14 protein-coding genes and 1 pseudogene are annotated in these 18,846 nt (G+C 69.7%); 8 read left to right on the top strand and 7 right to left on the bottom strand.

Features of this window, described 5'->3' with window-relative positions; all coding sequences use genetic code 11:
• Positions 1–4 precede the first annotated feature (4 nt).
• On the top strand, positions 5–481 hold the full coding sequence (locus QF027_RS25080; RefSeq protein WP_307077168.1) for a hypothetical protein: 477 nt from the start codon (positions 5–7) through the stop codon (positions 479–481).
• A gap of 1 nt (position 482) precedes the next feature.
• On the opposite strand, the gene QF027_RS25075 is transcribed toward QF027_RS25080, so the two are convergent.
• Both QF027_RS25075 and QF027_RS25070 read right to left on the bottom strand, forming a co-directional pair.
• The gene (locus tag QF027_RS25075) at positions 483–1,835 is read right to left on the bottom strand and encodes a pectate lyase family protein (protein ID WP_307077166.1); all 1,353 of its coding nucleotides are present in this window, start codon (positions 1,833–1,835) and stop codon (positions 483–485) included.
• Between the two features lie 136 nt (positions 1,836–1,971).
• On the bottom strand, positions 1,972–2,565 hold the full coding sequence (locus QF027_RS25070) for a hypothetical protein (protein WP_307077164.1): 594 nt from the start codon (positions 2,563–2,565) through the stop codon (positions 1,972–1,974).
• A gap of 177 nt (positions 2,566–2,742) precedes the next feature.
• Here QF027_RS25070 and QF027_RS25065 point away from each other — a divergent pair, with 177 nt between their 5' ends.
• Positions 2,743–5,943 (top strand): FG-GAP-like repeat-containing protein, encoded by a 3,201-nt coding sequence (locus QF027_RS25065; RefSeq protein ID WP_307077162.1) that lies wholly within the window; start codon positions 2,743–2,745, stop codon positions 5,941–5,943.
• A gap of 50 nt (positions 5,944–5,993) precedes the next feature.
• The gene (locus tag QF027_RS25060) at positions 5,994–6,254 is read left to right on the top strand and encodes an integrin alpha (RefSeq protein ID WP_307082480.1); all 261 of its coding nucleotides are present in this window, start codon (positions 5,994–5,996) and stop codon (positions 6,252–6,254) included.
• Between the two features lie 77 nt (positions 6,255–6,331).
• On the opposite strand, the pseudogene QF027_RS25055 reads toward QF027_RS25060, so the two are convergent.
• A pseudogene (locus QF027_RS25055) lies at positions 6,332–7,113 on the bottom strand (dioxygenase).
• Positions 7,114–7,239: 126 nt separating this feature from the next.
• Positions 7,240–9,003, bottom strand: a complete 1,764-nt coding sequence (gene aspS / locus QF027_RS25050; protein ID WP_306978749.1) for an aspartate--tRNA ligase — start codon at positions 9,001–9,003, stop codon at positions 7,240–7,242.
• 142 nt (positions 9,004–9,145) lie between these two features.
• On the opposite strand from aspS, the gene QF027_RS25045 reads away from it, so the two are divergent.
• Both QF027_RS25045 and QF027_RS25040 read left to right on the top strand, forming a co-directional pair.
• Positions 9,146–11,299 (top strand): SpoIIE family protein phosphatase, encoded by a 2,154-nt coding sequence (locus QF027_RS25045; protein ID WP_307077161.1) that lies wholly within the window; start codon positions 9,146–9,148, stop codon positions 11,297–11,299.
• Positions 11,300–11,558: 259 nt separating this feature from the next.
• Positions 11,559–11,774, top strand: a complete 216-nt coding sequence (locus tag QF027_RS25040) for a hypothetical protein (protein ID WP_306978751.1) — start codon at positions 11,559–11,561, stop codon at positions 11,772–11,774.
• Between the two features lie 71 nt (positions 11,775–11,845).
• Here QF027_RS25040 and QF027_RS25035 read toward each other — a convergent pair whose 3' ends face one another.
• Positions 11,846–12,817, bottom strand: coding sequence for a pirin family protein (locus QF027_RS25035; protein WP_306978752.1), 972 nt, complete (start codon positions 12,815–12,817; stop codon positions 11,846–11,848).
• A gap of 120 nt (positions 12,818–12,937) precedes the next feature.
• Entirely contained in the window at positions 12,938–14,431 is a 1,494-nt protein-coding gene (locus tag QF027_RS25030; protein WP_306978753.1) for an MFS transporter, read from the bottom strand.
• 144 nt (positions 14,432–14,575) lie between these two features.
• Here QF027_RS25030 and QF027_RS25025 point away from each other — a divergent pair, with 144 nt between their 5' ends.
• Positions 14,576–15,313 (top strand): TetR/AcrR family transcriptional regulator C-terminal domain-containing protein, encoded by a 738-nt coding sequence (locus QF027_RS25025; protein ID WP_306978754.1) that lies wholly within the window; start codon positions 14,576–14,578, stop codon positions 15,311–15,313.
• A gap of 37 nt (positions 15,314–15,350) precedes the next feature.
• On the opposite strand, the gene QF027_RS25020 is transcribed toward QF027_RS25025, so the two are convergent.
• Positions 15,351–15,827, bottom strand: coding sequence for an SseB family protein (locus tag QF027_RS25020; protein WP_057608985.1), 477 nt, complete (start codon positions 15,825–15,827; stop codon positions 15,351–15,353).
• A gap of 120 nt (positions 15,828–15,947) precedes the next feature.
• Between QF027_RS25020 and QF027_RS25015 the strand changes: the two genes are divergently transcribed.
• Both QF027_RS25015 and QF027_RS25010 read left to right on the top strand, forming a co-directional pair.
• On the top strand, positions 15,948–16,805 hold the full coding sequence (locus QF027_RS25015; RefSeq protein ID WP_307077158.1) for an intradiol ring-cleavage dioxygenase: 858 nt from the start codon (positions 15,948–15,950) through the stop codon (positions 16,803–16,805).
• Positions 16,806–16,934: 129 nt separating this feature from the next.
• The gene (locus QF027_RS25010; RefSeq protein ID WP_306978756.1) at positions 16,935–18,761 is read left to right on the top strand and encodes an acyl-CoA dehydrogenase; all 1,827 of its coding nucleotides are present in this window, start codon (positions 16,935–16,937) and stop codon (positions 18,759–18,761) included.
• The last annotated feature ends 85 nt before the right edge of the window (positions 18,762–18,846 follow it).

Raw genomic sequence — 18,846 nt, 5'->3', positions numbered from 1 at the left:
CGCCATGGCAGTGCCCGGGGTCATTCCTGTCGCGTACGAGCCGAAGCACCGCACCGAGACGATCGGGCGGTATGCGGAGGGTCAGTTCCTGGCGTCGATCACATATGCCTTCCCTGAGGGATTCCGCCTCGAGGAGGGCTGGGAAGAGCAGAAGCGCCTGTACGCGGTCCTGCACACCTTCGACACCGAGGGCAATTACCGCGACTCGGACATCTGGTGCGCCGGCACCTGGGCGGAACAACAACGCGACCCGAGCGGTGACGCCTCACCGCTGACCCGCGCCCAGGTCCACCGCGGGACCCTGCTGCGCAGCCTCCCCCGCCGCTCCTACACGGACATCGCGATCCGTCCCTTCAGCGTCATCCACGAGGGCGTCCGCTTCGGCCTGGTGATCCGCGAGGACGAGGACGAACAGTGGGCAGAGCTCTACCCGGACCGCCTCGCCTTCGCGGAGCCGTGGGACGGGACCTACGACACGTGAGCTAGGAGAGCACTCCGGCACCGGTCGTCGTGGCCAGCGACATGGGCAGGTTCTTCACCGCGGCTGCCGACGACTCCAGGCCGGACGTCAGGGTGGGTGTCCAGTTCACGCTCGTCTTCAGGTCCTTCGAGGACGCGGCGTTGTAGGCCGCGACCAGGTGCGTCGTCGTGCCGTTGACCATGTTGCCGGAGCCCGCGATGGCGCCCGTGCCGTCGCCGCTCAGGAGCTTCGACACCTTCACCGTGGCCGGGACCTTCCAGTAGTTGTCGGCGGCGACGACCTGGGCCTTGGCGCGGGAGTTGATGCTGTACTGCAGCGCGTAACCGTTCAGGGCCGTGACGTCGTAGTAGTTGTTGTAGATGTGGATCTGGCCGACGCGGGCCAGCGGGGCGCGCTGGACGATGCCCTTCCAGACGTTGTGGTGGATGGAGACGCGCAGCTTGCCCGCGGGCTCGCTGTCGCTGCTGCCGATCAGCATCGTCTTGTCGTGGTGGGTGAACTGGTTGCGGGAGACGGTCACCAGGTCCGAGCTCTTGGTGATGTCCAGCGCCCCGTCGTGGATCTGGTACTCGCGGCCGTAGTACTTCGGGTTCGCGGAGTCCAGGTGCGGTGCGTCCGTGAACGTGTTGTGGTCCGCCCACACATGGGTCGCGCCCCGCAGCGTCACCGAGTCGTAGTTCGAGTTCCAGTTGCCGGCGTCGCCGTCCGTCGGGTCCCACTGCGGGAAGCAGTCCTCGGTGGCGGCGAAGGTGAGGTTGCGGACGACGACGTTGTCCACGTTCTGGATCTGGAGCATGCCGCCGGAGATACCGGCCTTGGTGCCCGGCACCCCCACGATCGTGGTGTTCGCGGGCACCTTGAAGACGATGTTCGCGGCCTGCTTCTTCTGCGCGGCCACGCGCGCGGTCTCCTGCGTGCCCGACGGCAGCTTCGAGCGGCCGTAGGTGGCGGGGTCGTACGCCTTCAGGTACGACGTCAGCGCATAGCCCGTGCCCGACGCGTAGTCGGCGCAGGTCAGCTTCTTGCCGGCGGCGTCCGTGTTGGCGTCGATCGTGCCCTTGACCTTGATGATCCGCGGGGTGGTCTCGGACGCCGACCCCAGCGCCTTCACCAGCTGGGCCCGGGTGGAGACGGTGAAGGTGTGCGCGGAGTCGGCCTTCTTACCGCCGGTCGTGCCCGTGCCGGAGGACGCCCAGCCGTCCTTCGCGGCGAGCGTCTGGTGGTACAGATCCACGGCCTGGGCGTTCGCGTTCATCACGACGGCACCGGCACCGACGCCCGCGGCCACCACGGCGGCGGAGACGACCAGGGTGCGGCGGGTGCGGAGAGAGCGGCGGTGGGAGGCAGAGGCCACGGGGATTCCTTACGAGCGGTGGTGGGACATGTGCGTTTCGTGGAGCACCGGTGAAGGGCGCTTCCGTCCTCAAGTAGCCGCCGGAATCAGGGAGGTTGCCGCGGCGGGCAGGTTTTTCCCGTGACGGGAGGACGGTTCAGAAAATTCCGTCGCCGCCCGCGCCCGCCGCGCCGGTCACCAGCGCCGTCTTCCACCACGGCCGGCTGTACCAGCCGCCCGGTACACGTCGGCCGCCGACGACACCACCCGGGTAGTAGTAGGGCGTCGCCCCGCCGGGGCGATCGGAGACGGCGTACGTCCGGTCGTCGACCGTGACCCGGCCGTCCCGGGCCGTGACGGTGGCCGCGCCGAGGTCCGGCAGGGCGGGACCGGGGTCGAGGCCGAGGGCGGTGCGGGCGCCGCGGACGTAGTAGAGACCCTCGACGGCGGTCTGCGTCACCATCGCGTACTGCGCGGGCGAGCAGGCGGCGGCGAGCTGCCCCCGGGCGGCCCGGTACCGCTCGTCGGCGTCGGCCAGCGCCTGCCCCGCGGCCTTGTCGCCGCCCGCGTCCAGCGTGGACAGACTCCCGCCGAGCCGCTCGACCCACCGCTCCGCCTCGGCCCGCGCGTCGAAGTCCTCCCTCGGCTCCAGCGGCACCACCCCGGCCCCGCCGGCCGCCCGCCGCTGCACGGCCACCGCGGCGGCCGCCCCGGCGATCAGCACCAGTGCGAGCAGCACCATGAAAACCATCGCTTCCTCCAGCGTGTCAGCAGGTCGACGCGACCTCATGCCCCCTATGACACGCCTCCGCGCTATGCGGGGACACCGAGGAACCTGTGCGCCCCCCATGGGATGTCCATGGGGCGGTGGCGGTGGGCTCTTTACCTACCTATAAGGTTTGCCGACTTCCCAGGAAAGGACCCAGCGTTGGGCAGACACGCCCCGAGACGAGCGGCACGTACGACCCTCGTCTCCGCCCTGGCCGTAGCGGTGGCGGCCGGCTCGATCACCCTGTTCTCCAGCACCGAGGACACCGGCGCGCAGGCGGCCACGACCGCCACGGCCGGCACCACCGAGATCGTCCTGGACGATCCCCGCAGCGACACCCCCCGCACCGAACGCCTGCTCGCCGCGGGCGCGACCGGTTATCTGCACCGCCAGTCGGGGGTCGCGGGCCTGCTGTGGACGGGCTACGGAGACGGCGTCACCGTCCCCGTCGAGGGCCCGACCGGGGTCTACCAGCCGACCACCACCAGCTGCTACGACATCTCCGCGCGCTGTGCCTCGGGCGTGTTCGGGCAGGCCGCCGACACCGTGGCACTGCCCCACCGCACCTACGGCGACCCGGTGTCGCTGTGGAGCCCCGGCGGCGGCGCCCTCAGGACCGTGGACCTGAGCCAGTCGGCCACCCGCGTGGGCACCTACGGCGAGACGACCGTCACCGTCGAGTGGAACGGCGTCGTCGACGGCCAGGAGCTGGACGGCTACGTGCTGCATCTGGTGGACCTCGTCGACGGGAAGCAGCGCGACCGCGTGGTCTCCGGCCTGCCCGCCGACGGGACCTGGGAGGGCAACACCGGGCGCACCGGCGACGGCAAGGGCGCCCTGCTGACCTACCCGGACCGCGACGAGAACGGCGAGTTCACGTCGTACACCGTCGGCTACCTCGACTTCGCCACCGCCGAGCTGACCCCGGCCTTCACCGGGCTGTCCCGGGAGACGGTGCCGGAGGTCGTGCTCAGTGAGGACCGCGTCGGCTGGTACACCGAGGCCTCCGGGCTGCACCTCAAGCCCCGTGACGACCTCTCCGCCGCGCAGACCACCCCGGTGGCCGGGGAGGACCTGGCCGGCACCCCGGTGCCCGTCCTGGCCGGCGACTGGCTGGTCCTCGCCACCAACGGAGGCTCCGTGCGGGCCGTCTCCCTGGCCGGCGGCACCACGAAGACGCTGCTGACCTGGTCGTACGGCACCCCCCTGGCCGCGCCCGACGGGACCGCGCTGGTCACCGGCGGCACGGGCGCCGCCGACTGGTGGGTCCAGCGGGTCGTCCTGGGCGCGGACGGCACCCCGCAGTTGAAGAGGGTCGCCAAGGTGCCCCCGCTGGAGAACGCCAAGACGGGCCTGGCCCTGAGCCGGGGCAGCCTGCGGGTGGCCGAGGACAGCTCCACGAGCTCCATGGACACCACCTCGGTCCGCACCCTCACCACCGACGGCAGCACTCAGCTGACCGCCTCCGCGGCCACGGATGGCGACTCGATCTCCGCGAAGTGCCCCTACCCGGGCACCAGCTGCTCCGCCCTGTGGGGCAACAGCCCCGAGGACGTCCATCTCCAGACGTTCGACGACGCCGACGAGGGCGGCACCGGTCTGTCGAACGCCGACCGGCTGGTCGCCCTCCACGACGGCTGGTCCAACTACACGCTGACGTACGGCACCAAGGACGGCGCGATCGTCGACGTCTCCGACAACTACGCCGTCTACAACTCGGGCGGTGCGACCCCGACGCAGTACGTCGGCGAGTTCGGCTACGGCAATCCGCTCACGCGCTCGGTCCGCGCCGCCGCCCTCAACGGCTCCACGCTCTGGAGCGCGACCACGACCCCCGGCAGGCTCACCTCGTACAGCCTGACCACGAGGAAGACCCTCTCCACGGTCGACGTCCCGGACCTCGGCTGTGCGCCGAGCGAGCTCCAGGCGGCGGGCCGCTGGGTGTACTGGTCCTGCTCCGGCGCCTCGGCGGGCGTGTATGACACGAAGGCGGCCAAGTCCGTCCCCGTGGCCCCCGGTGACGTCCTGCTCGGCGACGGCTTCACGGTCCGCCACGACCACGATGCCGATCGGCTGGTCCTTACGGACACCACGACGGGCACCACCCGCGTGGTCGCCTCCGGCCTGCCCGACTCGGGTCTCGCCGTGGACCGCCGCTTCCGGTGGACGGTCGACGAGTACACGGGTCTGGTCGCCTGGTTCGACACGTTCGAGCAGACGCACGTGGCCACGACCGGTGTCACGCCGTCCGCGGTGACGGCGTTGCGCACGGAGGCCGAAGGCTACGTGGAGCCCGGCTCCACGTCGGCCTGGACCGGCCAGTGGGAGCTGTCCCGTCCGGTCACCTCCTGGTCCCTGACCTTCACCTCCGTTCAGGGCGGCGCAACCGGCAGGGCCACCCGCACGATCACCGGCGGCGCCGCCTCGGCGGACGTGACGGCGAACTGGAACGGCAAGACGTCGAGCGGAACCGCCTTCCCCAACGGCGCCTTCACCTGGACGTTGAAGGCGACCGGCCTGGGCACGGCCGCCCCGGTCACGGTGACGAGCGGCGAGGGCTACCTGCTGCACGGCTCGGCAGTCCGCCACGACTTCGTCAGCCCCGACGGCCCGGACGGCCGCGGCGACCTGCTCACCCTCAACTCCTCCGGCGGCCTGACCTTCCACGGCGGCACCGGCACGGGCAAGTTCGGCGAGAAGGTCAGCGCCGGCGGCTGGCCCACCACCATCAAGGCGATCCCCTTCGGCGACCTGAGCGGCGACCGCGGCAACGACGTCCTGGTACGGCTGAGCAGCGGCGCCCTGCGCCTGTACAAGCCCGGCTGCGGGGCCGCGGTCAAGCCGTCGACGTCGTACACCTCGCTCGGCACCAGCGGCTGGAACCAGTACGACGTCCTGACCTCGCCCGGTGACATCAGCGGCGACGGCCGCCCTGACCTGATCGCGCGAGGGGCGTCCACCGGCACGGTCTACCTCTACAAGGGGACCAGCACCGGCAAGCTCTCCGCGCGCGTGAAGCTCTACGACAACTGGAAGGGCTACAAAAAGATCGTCGGCGCCGGCGACCTGAACGGCGACGGCATCGGCGACCTGCTGGCCCAGGACACGTCCAACACCCTCTACCGCTACGACGGCACCGGCCAGGGCGCCTTCAAGGCCCGCGCGAAGCTGTTCACCAGCTGGGGCGGCTCCTACAACGTGATCGTCGGCGTCGGGGACATCACCGACGACGGCAGGGCGGACCTGATCTCCCGCGACACCGGCGGCACCCTGTGGCGCAACAGCGGTGACGGCAACGGGTCGTTCGGGGCGAGGACGAAGATCGCGACCGGCTTCAGCGGCTACAAGGTCCTTTCCTAGGGGGAGTTCACATCCGCAGATGGAGTGCGGCCGCCCTGGTGGCCGCGAGCATGACGGTGGTCGCGTTGTTGCCGGCCACACCGGCGGCCGCGGTACACGGGGGCGTACCGGGCGACTTCAACAAGGACGGCAGACCGGAGCTGTTCGTCGGTGCGGCCGGTGAGAACAACTTCACCGGAGCGGTCTCGGTCTTCCCCGGCGGCTCCACCCGGCCCACGGCCACCGGCAGCAAGATGTTCACGGCCGCTTCCGTGGGCCTCACTTCCGGGGCAACGGCACGCTCCTGGGCGGCAACGGACTGCTCTGGGTGATCTGACCCCGCCACGCACGACGAGGGCGCCCGGGACTTCACCGTCCCGGGCGCCTCGTACGTGGTCGCGGAGTTACCTCAATTGTTGTCGTTCGTCGCCTCCGGGTCGACGCCCATCGTGAGGGAGCCGATGACGCCCTTGGCGATGTTCTTCTTGTTGTACTTCAGCTTGAGCAGGCCGCCGGTGGTGCCGCTCTGGTCGTAGATCGTGTCCTCGGTGAGCGTGGTGCGCGCGGTGGTGCTGGTCGAGTACGGCTCGACCTCGGCAGAGGCCAGCACGGACTCCTCGTCGAAGAAGAACTGGCCGGTGTGGCAGGTGTTGCCGCCCTCGTAACCGGCGTCCGTCCACTCGCCGTTGACGTGCACCTTGGTGTGGATGTGCACACAACGGCCCCGGTACCAGCCCGGGAAGATCGTCCTGAAGGTGACCTGGCCGTGCTTGTCCGTCTTCCAGGTGCCGCGCAGATAGCGCTCGTCGTCGGTGGGGTCCTGGTGGACGCCGCCACCGGTGCCACCGGTCGGCGCGCCCGACGGCGGCTCACCCGTCGGGGTACCGCTCGGCGTGCCCGAGGGCGCGTCGGTCGGGGCGGTGCCGCCGCCGGTCGACGAGGACTCGTAACCCGAGTAGATGCCGAGCGCATCGCAGTGCCAGATGTCGACGGCGGCGAGGTGAGCTTGTAGCAGGCCTCCGACGCGGTGGAACTGCTGCTCGCGGCGGCGCTCGTGCTCGTCTCGCCCGCGAACGCACCCGACGCGGCGAGGGTGCCGCCCGCACCCACCGCCACGGCCGCGCCCGCTCCGGCGACGACGACCTTGCGCCGCGTCAGGTCCTTCTTGTGTTGCGGCTGGTTTCCCGTCATGACAAGCGAAGTTAGGTAAGAAGACTGTCCTCGGCATGGGAGCGGACTGTGGCTTGCTGCGCGCGGGGCCGCATGCGAAGGGGCCCGAAACCGGCGTCGGTTTCGGGCCCCTTCGGACAATGCCGCCTACTTCGGCTGCGGCTTGCGCACCGACAGGTGCAGTTCCCGCAGCCGGGCCTCCTCCAGCTCCGTCGGCGCGCCCATCATCAGGTCCTGGGCGTTGCCGTTGAGCGGGAAGGAGATGGTCTCGCGGATGTTCGGCTCGTCCGCGAGGAGCATCACGATGCGGTCGACACCCGGGGCGATACCGCCGTGCGGCGGGGCGCCGAAGCGGAACGCGCGCAGCATGCCGGCGAACTTCTCCTCGACGGTCTCACGGTCGTAGCCCGCGATCTCGAACGCCTTGAGCATGATCTCGGGTTCGTGGTTCCGGATCGCGCCGGAGGACAGCTCGACGCCGTTGCAGACGATGTCGTACTGCCAGCCCAGGATGTCCAGCGGGTCCTGGGTCTCCAAGGCCTCAAGACCGCCCTGCGGCATGGAGAACGGGTTGTGCGAGAAGTCGATCGCGCCGGTCTCCTCGTCCTTCTCGTACATCGGGAAGTCGACGATCCAGCAGAACCGGAACACGCCCTCCTCGAAGTGCCCGGCACGCTTGGCGGCCTCGACCCGCACCGCGCCCATGATCTTCGAGACCTCGTCGAACTCGCCCGCGCCGAAGAACACGGCGTGACCGGCGGCCAGCGACAGGCGCTTGGTCAGCTCGGCGACGTTCTCCTCGGTGAGGAACTTCGCGATCGGGCCGGTGAGGGACCCGTCCTCGGTCACACGGACCCAGGCCAGGCCCTTGGCGCCCTGCGAGACCGCGAAGTCGCCGAGCTGGTCGAAGAACTTCCGCGGCTGCGCGGAGACGTCCGGCACCGCCAGCGCACGCACGTGCTTGCCGGCGAACGCCTTGAACTCCGAGCCCTCGAAGACGTCGGTGATGTCGACGAGCTCCAGCTGGGCGCGCAGGTCCGGCTTGTCGGAGCCGTACTTCAGCATCGCCTCGCGGAACGGGATCCGCGGGAAGGGAGAAGTGACGTGACGGCCGTTGCCGAACTCCTCGAACAGCTCGGTCATGAGCTTCTCGATCGGCTGGAAGACGTCCTCCTGCTCGACGAAGCTCATCTCGACGTCGAGCTGGTAGAACTCGCCCGGCGAGCGGTCCGCGCGCGCGTCCTCGTCACGGAAGCAGGGCGCGATCTGGAAGTAGCGGTCGAAGCCGGAGATCATCAGCAGCTGCTTGAACTGCTGCGGCGCCTGGGGGAGCGCGTAGAACTTGCCCGGGTTCAGCCGGGAGGGGACCACGAAGTCGCGGGCGCCCTCGGGGGAGGTCGCCGACAGGATCGGGGTCGCCATCTCGTTGAAGCCCAGCGCCGTCATCTTGTGACGGATCGCGGAGATCACCGCCGTACGCAGCATGATGTTCTTGTGCATGCGCTCGCGGCGCAGGTCGAGGAAGCGGTACTCCAGGCGCCGCTCCTCGTTGACCCCGTCCTCGGTGTTGATCGTGAACGGCAGCGGGGCGGCCGCGCCGAGCAGCTCCACCTCGCCGACCTCGACCTCGATCTCACCGGTGGGCAGGTCCGCGTTGACGTTCTCGGTACCGCGGGAGACGACCTTGCCGTCGACGCGGACCGTCGACTCCTTGGTCAGCTTGTCGAGAGCCTCGTAGGCGGGCGTGCCCGGCCGGGCGACCAGCTGCGTGATGCCGTAGTGATCGCGCAGATCGATGAAGAGGATGCCGCCCAGGTCGCGCCGATTGTGCAGCCAGCCACTCAGTCGGACGTCGGTGCCGACGTCAGAGGAGCGGAGCTCGCCGCAGGTGTGGGACCTGTACCGATGCATCGTCGTTCATCCAGCCTTCGCGGATCGGGGTTTGTTTCACGTGAAACTCCCCCAAGCCTACCGGGGCCCCCAGGACCGCCTCCCACCATTACGACTCGGCCAACAGTGGCACTCCGGGAACTCCTGTTCTTAAAGTGGGGCAATGCGCACTGGTGAGCCCCTGCCCGCCGTGGGGGACATCCTCACCGCCCTCGCGACCGGCCTGTGGCACTGGAACACCGACACCGAGCTGGTCACGGTCGATGCCGAGGCAGCTCGGCTGCTCGAGCTGCCCGCCCAACGGACCACCCTCACAGAGGCCCAGGCCCGCGCCCGTCTCCACCCGGTCGACTGGAACGAGATCATCAGCGTCGTCGGGCTCGCCGTCGCCGAGGACACACTCGCCGAGGTCCGGGTCAGGATCATGGACGAGCGGGGCCGGGTGATCCGTACCGTGCGCAGCCGCTCCAAGCCGTCGTACGACGCGGAGAAGAAGTCGTTCCAGCTGATCGGCACGCTCCAGGAGGTCACCGAGCCGGTGCCCGGCACCCCCGCCGGACGCACCGCGGTCACCGGTGACTGGCGGCGCTCCCGTGAGGCCTTCCTGCTGGACGCGGGCCGCGCCCTGGCCGAGGCCCGCTCCACCGCCGAGGTGCTGCGGGTGGCCGCGGGCCTGTCCATGCCGGGCTTCAGCCCCGACGGCCTGGCCGTCTTCGGCGTCGAGGGCGACCGTCTGACGATCATCGGCCACCACGGACAGCAGCCCGGGGACGAGAGCCCCTTCTCCCACATGTCCCTGGAGACGGACTACCCGGCCGCCGAAGTCGTGCGCACCGGCCGCGCCGTCTATCTCTCCAGCCCCGAGGCCTACCGCTCCCGCTATCCGGTCACCTGGCCGCTCGCCCAGCGCTTCGACCGCCAGTCCTGGGCGTTCCTGCCGCTGACGGTGGCCGGCCGCACGATGGGTGCGTGGATGGCGGGCTTCGCCTACCCTGTCGCGTTCACACCGGACGAGCGCTCGGTGCTCACGACGGTGGCACGGATGCTGGCCCAGGCCCTGTCCCGCGCGGGCCTCGCCGAATCGGAGCGCGAGCTGACCGACGGCCTCCAGCGCTCGATGCTCCCCACCCTCGGCCCCGAGATACCCGGCATGACCGTCGCCGCCCGCTATGTCCCCACCGGCGGCGGCCTCCAGGTCGGCGGTGACTGGTACGACATGATCCCGCTGCCCGGGGGCACCTCCCGGACGAAGTCCGGGGGAGGACGGTTCGCCCTGGTCATCGGGGACGTCCAGGGCCATGACGTGCGGGCGGCGGGCCTCATGGGCCAGCTCCGGATCGCCCTGCGCGCCTACGCCGCCGAGGGCCACCGCCCCGACGCGGTCCTCTCCCGCGCCTCACGCTTCCTGAACGGCATGACGTACGGCGTCGACGACCCCTCCGACACGCGCTTCGCGACCTGCCTGTACGTCGAGGCCGATCCGGCGACCGGCGTCCTGGAGGTGGCGCGGGCCGGGCATCCCGACCCGGCGATCCGCATGGCCGACGGCACGGTCCTGGCCCGCCACACCGAAGGCGGCCTCCCGCTGGGGATCGACCCGGACGCCGACTACCCCACGACCCGGATCGTCCTGGAGCCCGGCGAGACGCTCATGCTGTGCACCGACGGGCTGATCGAGACCGGCGGCCACGACTTCGAGACCGGCTGGAAGCGCATCCGCACCATCCTGGAGAGCCACGACGGCGGCCTTGAGGAACTCGCCGACGCCCTGGTCCAGGCCGTCCACGGCCCCTCCTCCCACCACACCACCGGCCCCCTCGCCGACCGCCGCGAGGACGACATCGCGGTCCTGCTGCTGTGCCGGCAGGGGGAGGGCTGCGGCTGCGGAGACACGGCCCTCACGGCGCCGCCGGTCCGCCGCACGATGCTCTCGGTCGCCCAGGCGGAACCGGAACGGGTCGGGGTGGCCCGCCGGCAACTGCGCGAACTGCTGCACGACTGGCCCTCGGCCGACCAGGTCGACTCGGCGGTCCTGCTGCTGTCCGAGATGCTGACCAACGTCCTGGTCCACACCGACGCGGACGCGCTGCTGCTCGCCGAGGTCCGCGGTGAGGCGGGCGACCGGCGGATGCGCATCGAGGTCACCGACACCAGCGACGATCTCCCGCACAAGCGCCGCCCCGGCGAACTGGCCTCCTCGGGCCGCGGCCTGATGCTGATCGAACTGCTCGCGGACCTGTGGGGGGTGGACCCCCAGGGGGAGGGCAAGAGCATCTGGTTCGAGCTCTACGAGTCCTCCGGGGAGCCCGGCGAATAGCACTCCCGCAGCTCGCGCACGACACCGACTGAATCGACGGGGGCGCGGGTACGGAACGCAGGTCGGGAGTGACGACGAGACGTGAAGCTCGTGGATCTCCAGGGCCTGATCCGACTGGTCAGCGGCTGCACGAAGCTGGAGTCCCAGCCCTTCAAGGCGTGGGTCTCCGAAGTCATCGCCACCATCCAGCGCGACGGCTCCTACTCCCGGTGGCTGGCGGGGCCGCAGGGCGGCGGCCGCCGGACTGGCGGCCCTGGCCGTGGCCCAGGACAACAGCCAGACCGCGATCGTCGAGGTGCTGCGCGACATCGCCCAGACCCTCCGACGCCCCACAGACCGCGCCCGGCCCGTCCAGGCTCCGGAGTTGACGCCCGAGCAACTCCTGATCAACTGGAGGACCAGGAACGTCGTCGTCACCGAGGACATCCACACGGTGGCCGCCCACCTCGCTCCGGCAGGCTGCACAGCCCGGTAGCACCTACGCAGACAGGCCCGAAGCCGCACAACAAAGTTGCGGCTTCGGGCCTGCGTCGTTCCGTACCGGACTTACAGCCCGCCCTCAGTCATTCCGTGCACCGCCGGGATCGTCCCCAGCCGTCCCTTCTGGAAGTCGTCGAACGCCTGCTGCAACTCCTCACGGGTGTTCATGACGAACGGACCGTAGTGCACCATCGGTTCGCGGATCGGCTGTCCGCCCAGCAGCACGACCTCCATGTCCGGCGTGTGGGAGTCCTGCTTCTCGTCCGCGCGGACCGTCAGGGAGCCGCCGGCTCCGAAGACCGCCGTCTGGCCCAGGTGGATCGGCCGGCGCTCCGCACCCACCGAACCGCGACCCGCCAGCACGTACGCCAGTCCGTTGAAGTCCTCACGCCACGGGAGTGTGAGTTCGGCGCCGGGTGCCACCGTCGCATGGATCATCGTGATCGGGGTGTGGGTGATACCGGGGCCCTGGTGACCGTCCAGCTCACCCGCGATGACACGGAGGAGCGCGCCACCGTCGGGGGTCGACAGGAGCTGCACATGGCCACCCCGGATGTCCTGGTACCGCGGCGCCATCATCTTGTCCTTGGCCGGCAGGTTCACCCACAGCTGGAGGCCGTGGAAGAGACCGCCGGACATGACGAGCGCCTCCGGCGGAGCCTCGATGTGGAGGAGCCCGGAACCGGCCGTCATCCACTGGGTGTCGCCGTTGGTGATGGTGCCGCCACCACCGTTGGAGTCGTGGTGGTCGAAGATCCCGTCGATGATGTAGGTGACGGTCTCGAAGCCGCGGTGCGGGTGCCAGGGGGTCCCCTTCGGCTCTCCCGGCGCGTAGTCCACCTCGCCCATCTGGTCCATCATGATGAACGGGTCGAGGTGTCGGTAATGGATCCCGGCGAACGCCCGTCGCACGGGGAAGCCCTCGCCCTCGAAGCCACTCGGCGCCGTGGTCACGCCGAGGACGGGACGGGCCACCGCGTCCGCCGTCGCGGCCACGCGAGGCAGGGTCAGCGGGTTGTCGACAGTCACTGCAGGCATGTCGGTACCTCCTTGTGGTTCGAGTTTAGTTGAGCATTGAACTTTCTGCCACCTCTAACGGCAGAAGCCCGGAGGACATTCCCTCCAGGCTTCTCCGAGACCTCGCACCCCCTGAAGAGGTCAGGCGGCGAGCTCCGGTTCCCGGTCAGCCGTCTTCTCCGGTGTCCGCCGGTCGTCCCGCATCACCAGCGTCGCCAGCAGCGCCGCCGCCAGGACACCGATCGCGCTGACTGTGAAGGTCATGGACATCGAGGCGGTGAAGGCCTCGCGGGCCGCCGCGACCAGCCCCGGATCCTTCAGGGCCACCGCCGCGGCTATCGAGTGCCTCGCCTGCTCCGGCGTCCCCTCGGGCATCCGGCCGGCGAATCCGCTCGACAGGAGCGAACCGAGGATCGCGATGCCCAGCGCGGTGCCGGCCTGCTGGACGGTGTCGTTCAGGGCCGAGCCGACGCCCGCTTTGTCCTCGGGGATGGTACCCATCAGGGCCGCCACCGCGGCCGGCATCGCCAGACCCGCGCCGAGCCCGAGCAGCCCGAGCGCGACGGCGGGGACGGTGAACCCGGAGTCCGCCGTGACCGTGGTCAGCAGGGCGAAGCAGGCCACCATCACCAGCATGCCTGCGAGGATCACCCACCGGTTGCCGTACTTCGCGGCGAGCTTCACGCCCACGCCGTTGCCCAGCAGGGCCGTGACCGCCAGGGGCAGGAAGGCCAGGCCCGCCTTGACCGGTGAGTAGCCGAGCACGAACTGGAGGTACTGGGTGAGCACCAGCAGCAGACCGCCGTTGCCTGTCTGGACCAGGGCCAGCGAGAGCGAACCGCCGCTGAAGTCGCGGTGCTTGAAGAGGACCAGCGGGACCATGGGGGACTTCGTGACGTTCTCCCAGATCACGAAGCCGGTCAGGGACACCAGGGCCACAGGGAGGGCGGTCGTCCACACCCCGTGCTGGGGGAGCTCGATGATCCACCAGACGAGGGCGGTCATCCCGGCCGCCGACAGCACGGCGCCCAGCGGGTCGGCCTTCTGCCAGGGCGCCTTCGACTCCGGCATCAGCGTCAGGCCGGCGACGATCGCCAGGGCCACCACCGGCACGTTCAGGTAGAAGATCGACTGCCAGGAGAAGTGGTCGATCAGGACGCCGCCGAGCACCGGGCTGCCGACCAGACCGAGCATCGCCACCGAGCTCCAGGCCGCCATCGCCTTGCCGCGCTCGTCCTCGTCGAAGACGGTGATGAGGATCGAGAGCGTGGACGGCATGATCAGGGCGCCGCCGACGCCCATCGCGACGCGTACGGCTATCACGTCCCCGGGGGTGGTGCACCAGGTCGCGGCCAGTGAGGCCGCCCCGAAGAGCAGGAGCCCGATCAGCATCACCTTCCGGCGGCCGAAGCGGTCGCCCAGGCTGCCGGAGGTGAGCAGGAGGCCGGCGAAGACCAGGATGTAGGAGTCCAGGATCCATTGGGTGTCCTGGGCGCTCGCCCCGATCTCCTCGGTCATGACCGGCACCGCCACGGTCAGCGCCATGCTGTCGACGACCAGTACCAGGCTGCTGAGGCAGAGCACGACCAGGATCCACCAGCGGCGTGGATTGCGGGCTTCCAAGGCGTCGTCCATGAGATTCCCCTCCGGCTTCGTGAACACCGTTCCTTCGTTGCGAACACTGTACGCACAACGGAACAGCGTACGCAAGCACCGATTCCTGTACGCTCGACGCGAACGACGTACGCAGCAGGTCGGGCCGCGGAAGAAGGAGAACCGATGACGACGAAGCCGAGCCCCATCCCCTCCGTCTGGGCCCGCCCTCAGCGCGAGTCCGACCAGCCGGCACTCAGCCGTGCCGCGATCGTGCGCGAGGCGATCGTCATGCTGGACGCGGAGGGCGTAGAGGCGCTGAGCATGCGCAAGCTCGCCACGCGGCTGAACGCCGGGGCGGCCTCCCTCTACCGGCACGTGGCCACGAAGGACGAGCTGATGGAGCTGGCGGTGGATGAAGTCGCCGCGGAGATCCACGTCCCGTCGGCGGACGGCCCCGAGTGGCGCGCGGCCGTCACGCAGGCGGCCCGGTCCTTCCGCACGACGGCGCTGCGGCACCCGTGGCTGCCCCCGGTGCTCGGCCAGGCGGGCCTCGCCTATCTCGGCCCCAACCTCATGTCCTACTCGGAGCGGCTGGCGGCGCTGTTCACGGCCGCCGGATTCCCCGATCCCGGCACGGCGATCGACGCGGTGCTGTCGTACGTGATCGGCATGAGCACCACGGAGGCCGCCTGGCTCACCACGGTCGCCCGCTCCGGCGACTCCGAGTCGGGCCTGATCGCCCGCCTCCTGCCCGCGGTGCAACAGGCCACGGCCCCTCACAGCCACCTGTCCCAGGGCTACGCCGAGACGCAGGAGGCGGCGACCACGGACCCGGCGGCGCTGAGGGACGCGAAATTCGAGGCCGCCCTGGACATCGTCCTGGACGGCCTGTCACTGCGCCTTGAAACACCGGGCTCCTGATTCCCCGGGCACCTGAATCCGCGAGGCGGTGAGCGCGCTACCCGTACATCCTCCGCATGGCGAACTCGACCATCTGCTCCACCGCCTTCGCGTCGAAGACGATCCGGTGCTCACCCTCCATGTCGAGGACGAACCCGTATCCGGTCGGCAGCAGGTCGAGGACCTCGGCGCCGGTGATCACGAAGTACTTGGACTCCTTGCCCGCGTACCGCCGCAGCTCCTTGAGGGTGGTGAACATGGGAATCACCGGCTGCTGGGTGTTGTGCAGGGCGAGGAATCCGGGGTTGTCGCCGCGCGGGCAGTAGACCTTGGACGTGGCGAAGACCTGCTGGAAGTCCTCGGCCGACATCTGCCCGGTGGTGAAGGCGCGCACCGCGTCCGCGAGGGAGGGCGGGGACGGCTCGGGGTACAGCGGTGGCTGCTGGCCGTACCCGCCCACACCGCCGGCCATGGGCTGCTGCGGCGGGACGCCGTACTGCTGCTGGGCACCAGCGCTCTGGTCGTAGCCGTACATGGGCGTAAGAGTACCGAGGGGGTGGGGGTGGCGGGCGGCCACCGGCACCCGGGAAACCGACAGCGACCCGACAGCCGCCGGCCCTGGGCTTCCGGCACCCCCCGCTCGTAGCGTCGATTCATGCGCCGACATCACGACGACGAGGTCCATGAGCACGAGATCCACGAGCACGACAGAGGGCTCTCCTACGACCTTCCCGTGCTCGCCCGCCGACGGATGATCCGGCTCATGGCGGGCGTGGGGGCGGGTCTGGTGCCCCTGGTGGGCTGCACGGCCGACGACGCCTCTTCTCCTGCGGCCGCCGACCCACCCTCTTCGCCCTCGGCGGGCGCCGCGCGTTCCGCCGAGTGCGCCACCGTCCCCGAGGAGACCGCCGGGCCCTACCCCGGCGACGGCTCGAACGGCGTGAACGTGCTGAAGGAGAGCGGGGTCGTCCGCAGCGACATCACCAGGAGCTTCGGTGACTCCGCGGGCGGCACCGCCGAGGGCGTCCCCCTGACCTTCACGCTCACGGTCGTGGACGCCGCCTCCGGCTGCGGGACCCCGAAGCGGGGCGCGGCCGTCTATGTGTGGCACTGCGACCGCGAGGGCGGCTATTCGCTGTACACCGAGGGTGTCGCCGACGAGAACTACCTGCGCGGCGTCCAGGAGACCGACGACCGGGGAGAGGTCACCTTCACCAGCGTCTTCCCGGGCTGCTACACCGGCCGTTGGCCGCACATCCACTTCGAGGTCTACGGCAGCCTCGGGGACGCGACGAGCGCCACCGCGATCACGAGCACCTCGCAGCTCGCGCTCCCGAAGGACGTCTGCGACACGGTGTACGCCACCGAGGGCTACGAGAGCAGCGTGGACAACCTGGGCCGGCTCTCCCTGGAGTCGGACAGCGTCTTCAGGGACGGCCACGACCAGCAGCTCGCGGAGGTGAAGGGGAGCGTGGAGGAGGGGTACACCGCCACGCTGACCATCGCGGTGTGAACCGTCACAGATGGCCTGATCGGGGTTGCGACTTATTACCGACGGGTAGCATCATCGGAGCTACTTGTTGGTATGTGTACTAGCGCGAGGATCCAAGTGCCTCGCCGAACTCTTTACGGAGCCGTCGCCATGGGGCACTACAAGTCGAATCTGCGCGACATCGAGTTCAACCTCTTCGAAGTACTCGGGCGCGACAAGCTGTACGGCACCGGGCCCTTCGCGGAGATGGACGTAGAGACCGCGAAGAGCATCCTCGAGGAACTGACCCGTCTCTCGGAGAACGAGCTGGCGGAGTCCTTCACGGACGCCGACCGCAACCCGCCGGTCTTCGACCCCGAGACGAACACCGCCCCGGTCCCGGCGTCCTTCAAGAAGAGCTACAAGGCCTTCATGGACTCCGAGTACTGGCGGCTGGGCCTGCCCGAGGAGATCGGCGGCACGACGGCTCCGCCGTCGCTGATCTGGTCGTACGCCGAGCTGGTCCTCGGCGCGAACCCGGCCGTGTGGATGTACTCCTCCGGCCCGGCGTTCGCCGGGATCCTCTTCGACGAGGGCAACGAGGTCCAGAAGAAGATCGCCCGGATCGCCGTGGAGCGGACCTGGGGCTCGACCATGGTGCTGACCGAGCCCGACGCGGGCTCCGACGTCGGCGCCGGGCGTACCAAGGCGGTCCAGCAGGAGGACGGCTCCTGGCACATCGAGGGCGTCAAGCGTTTCATCACGTCCGGTGAGCACGACATGGAGGAGAACATCCTTCACTACGTGCTCGCGCGGCCGGAAGGTGCCGGTCCCGGCACCAAGGGGCTGTCCCTCTTCCTCGTCCCGAAGTACCTCTTCGACTTCGAGACCGGCGAGCTGGGCGAGCGCAACGGCGTCTACGCGACGAACGTCGAGCACAAGATGGGCCTGAAGGCCTCCAACACCTGCGAGATGACCTTCGGCGACCGGCACCCCGCCAAGGGCTGGCTGATCGGCGACAAGCACGACGGCATCCGTCAGATGTTCCGGATCATCGAGTTCGCGCGGATGATGGTCGGCACGAAGGCGATCTCCACGCTGTCGACGGGCTACCTGAACGCCCTGGAGTACGCCAAGGAGCGCGTCCAGGGCCCGGACCTCGCGAACTTCATGGACAAGACGGCGCCCAAGGTCACCATCACCCACCACCCCGACGTGCGCCGTGCGCTGATCACGCAGAAGGCGTACGCGGAGGGCATGCGCGCCCTCGTCCTCTACACCGCCTCGATCCAGGACGCGATCGCCGTCAAGGAGGCCGCGGGCGAGGACACGAAGACCGAGCACGCACTGAACGACCTGCTCCTGCCGATCGTCAAGGGCTACGGCTCGGAGAAGGGCTACGAGCAGCTCGCCCAGTCGCTGCAGACCTTCGGCGGCTCCGGGTTCCTCCAGGAGTACCCGATCGAGCAGTACATCCGCGACGCCAAGATCGACACCCTGTACGAGGGCACCACCGCGATCCAGGGTCAGGACTTCTTCTTCCGGAAGATCGTCCGCAACCAGGGCGCGGCCCTGAACTCCCTCGCCGAGGACATCAAGAAGTTCCTGGCGCTGGGCACCGGCGGCGAGGAGCTCGCGGGTGCCCGTGAGCACCTGGCCAAGGCGGCCGTCGAGCTGGAGGCCATCGTCGGTCTGATGCTGACCGACCTCGCGGCCACCGAGCAGGACGTCAAGAACATCTACAAGGTGGGCCTGAACACCACCCGCCTGCTGATGGCGTCCGGTGACGTCGTCGTCGGCTACCTGCTCCTCAAGGGCGCGGCGATCGCCGCCGAGAAGCTGGAGACGGCCTCCGCCAAGGACAAGGCGTTCTACACCGGCAAGATCGCGGCGGCGAAGTTCTTCGCGGACAACGTCCTGCCCGGCGTGACCCTGGCCCGCAAGATCGCCGAGGGCGTCGAGCTGGACCTGATGGAGCTGGACGAGGCCGCGTTCTGATCCGACCGGTCTCCGGCCCGCCGTGGCGGCGGCCCGCTCCCCTGGTGGGGGACGGGCCGCCGCCGTTTTCGTTCCCGGAAAAAAT

Source organism: Streptomyces canus, from assembly GCF_030816965.1.
Classification (GTDB): Bacteria; Actinomycetota; Actinomycetes; order Streptomycetales; family Streptomycetaceae; genus Streptomyces; species Streptomyces canus_E.
This window is presented reverse-complemented; position numbering and strand designations above follow the sequence as displayed.

What these genes read in the sequence shown, in the direction of transcription:
- QF027_RS25030 (WP_306978753.1), bottom strand. Translation starts at nt 14,431, where the DNA reads ATGGACGACGCCTTGGAAGCCCGCAATCCACGCCGCTGGTGGATCCTG.
- QF027_RS25010 (WP_306978756.1), top strand. Translation starts at nt 16,935, where the DNA reads ATGGGGCACTACAAGTCGAATCTGCGCGACATCGAGTTCAACCTCTTC.
- QF027_RS25035 (WP_306978752.1), bottom strand. Translation starts at nt 12,817, where the DNA reads ATGCCTGCAGTGACTGTCGACAACCCGCTGACCCTGCCTCGCGTGGCC.
- aspS (WP_306978749.1), bottom strand. Translation starts at nt 9,003, where the DNA reads ATGCATCGGTACAGGTCCCACACCTGCGGCGAGCTCCGCTCCTCTGAC.
- QF027_RS25060 (WP_307082480.1), top strand. Translation starts at nt 5,994, where the DNA reads ATGACGGTGGTCGCGTTGTTGCCGGCCACACCGGCGGCCGCGGTACAC.
- QF027_RS25015 (WP_307077158.1), top strand. Translation starts at nt 15,948, where the DNA reads ATGCGCCGACATCACGACGACGAGGTCCATGAGCACGAGATCCACGAG.
- QF027_RS25045 (WP_307077161.1), top strand. Translation starts at nt 9,146, where the DNA reads ATGCGCACTGGTGAGCCCCTGCCCGCCGTGGGGGACATCCTCACCGCC.
- QF027_RS25025 (WP_306978754.1), top strand. Translation starts at nt 14,576, where the DNA reads ATGACGACGAAGCCGAGCCCCATCCCCTCCGTCTGGGCCCGCCCTCAG.
- QF027_RS25080 (WP_307077168.1), top strand. Translation starts at nt 5, where the DNA reads ATGGCAGTGCCCGGGGTCATTCCTGTCGCGTACGAGCCGAAGCACCGC.
- QF027_RS25070 (WP_307077164.1), bottom strand. Translation starts at nt 2,565, where the DNA reads ATGGTTTTCATGGTGCTGCTCGCACTGGTGCTGATCGCCGGGGCGGCC.
- QF027_RS25020 (WP_057608985.1), bottom strand. Translation starts at nt 15,827, where the DNA reads ATGTACGGCTACGACCAGAGCGCTGGTGCCCAGCAGCAGTACGGCGTC.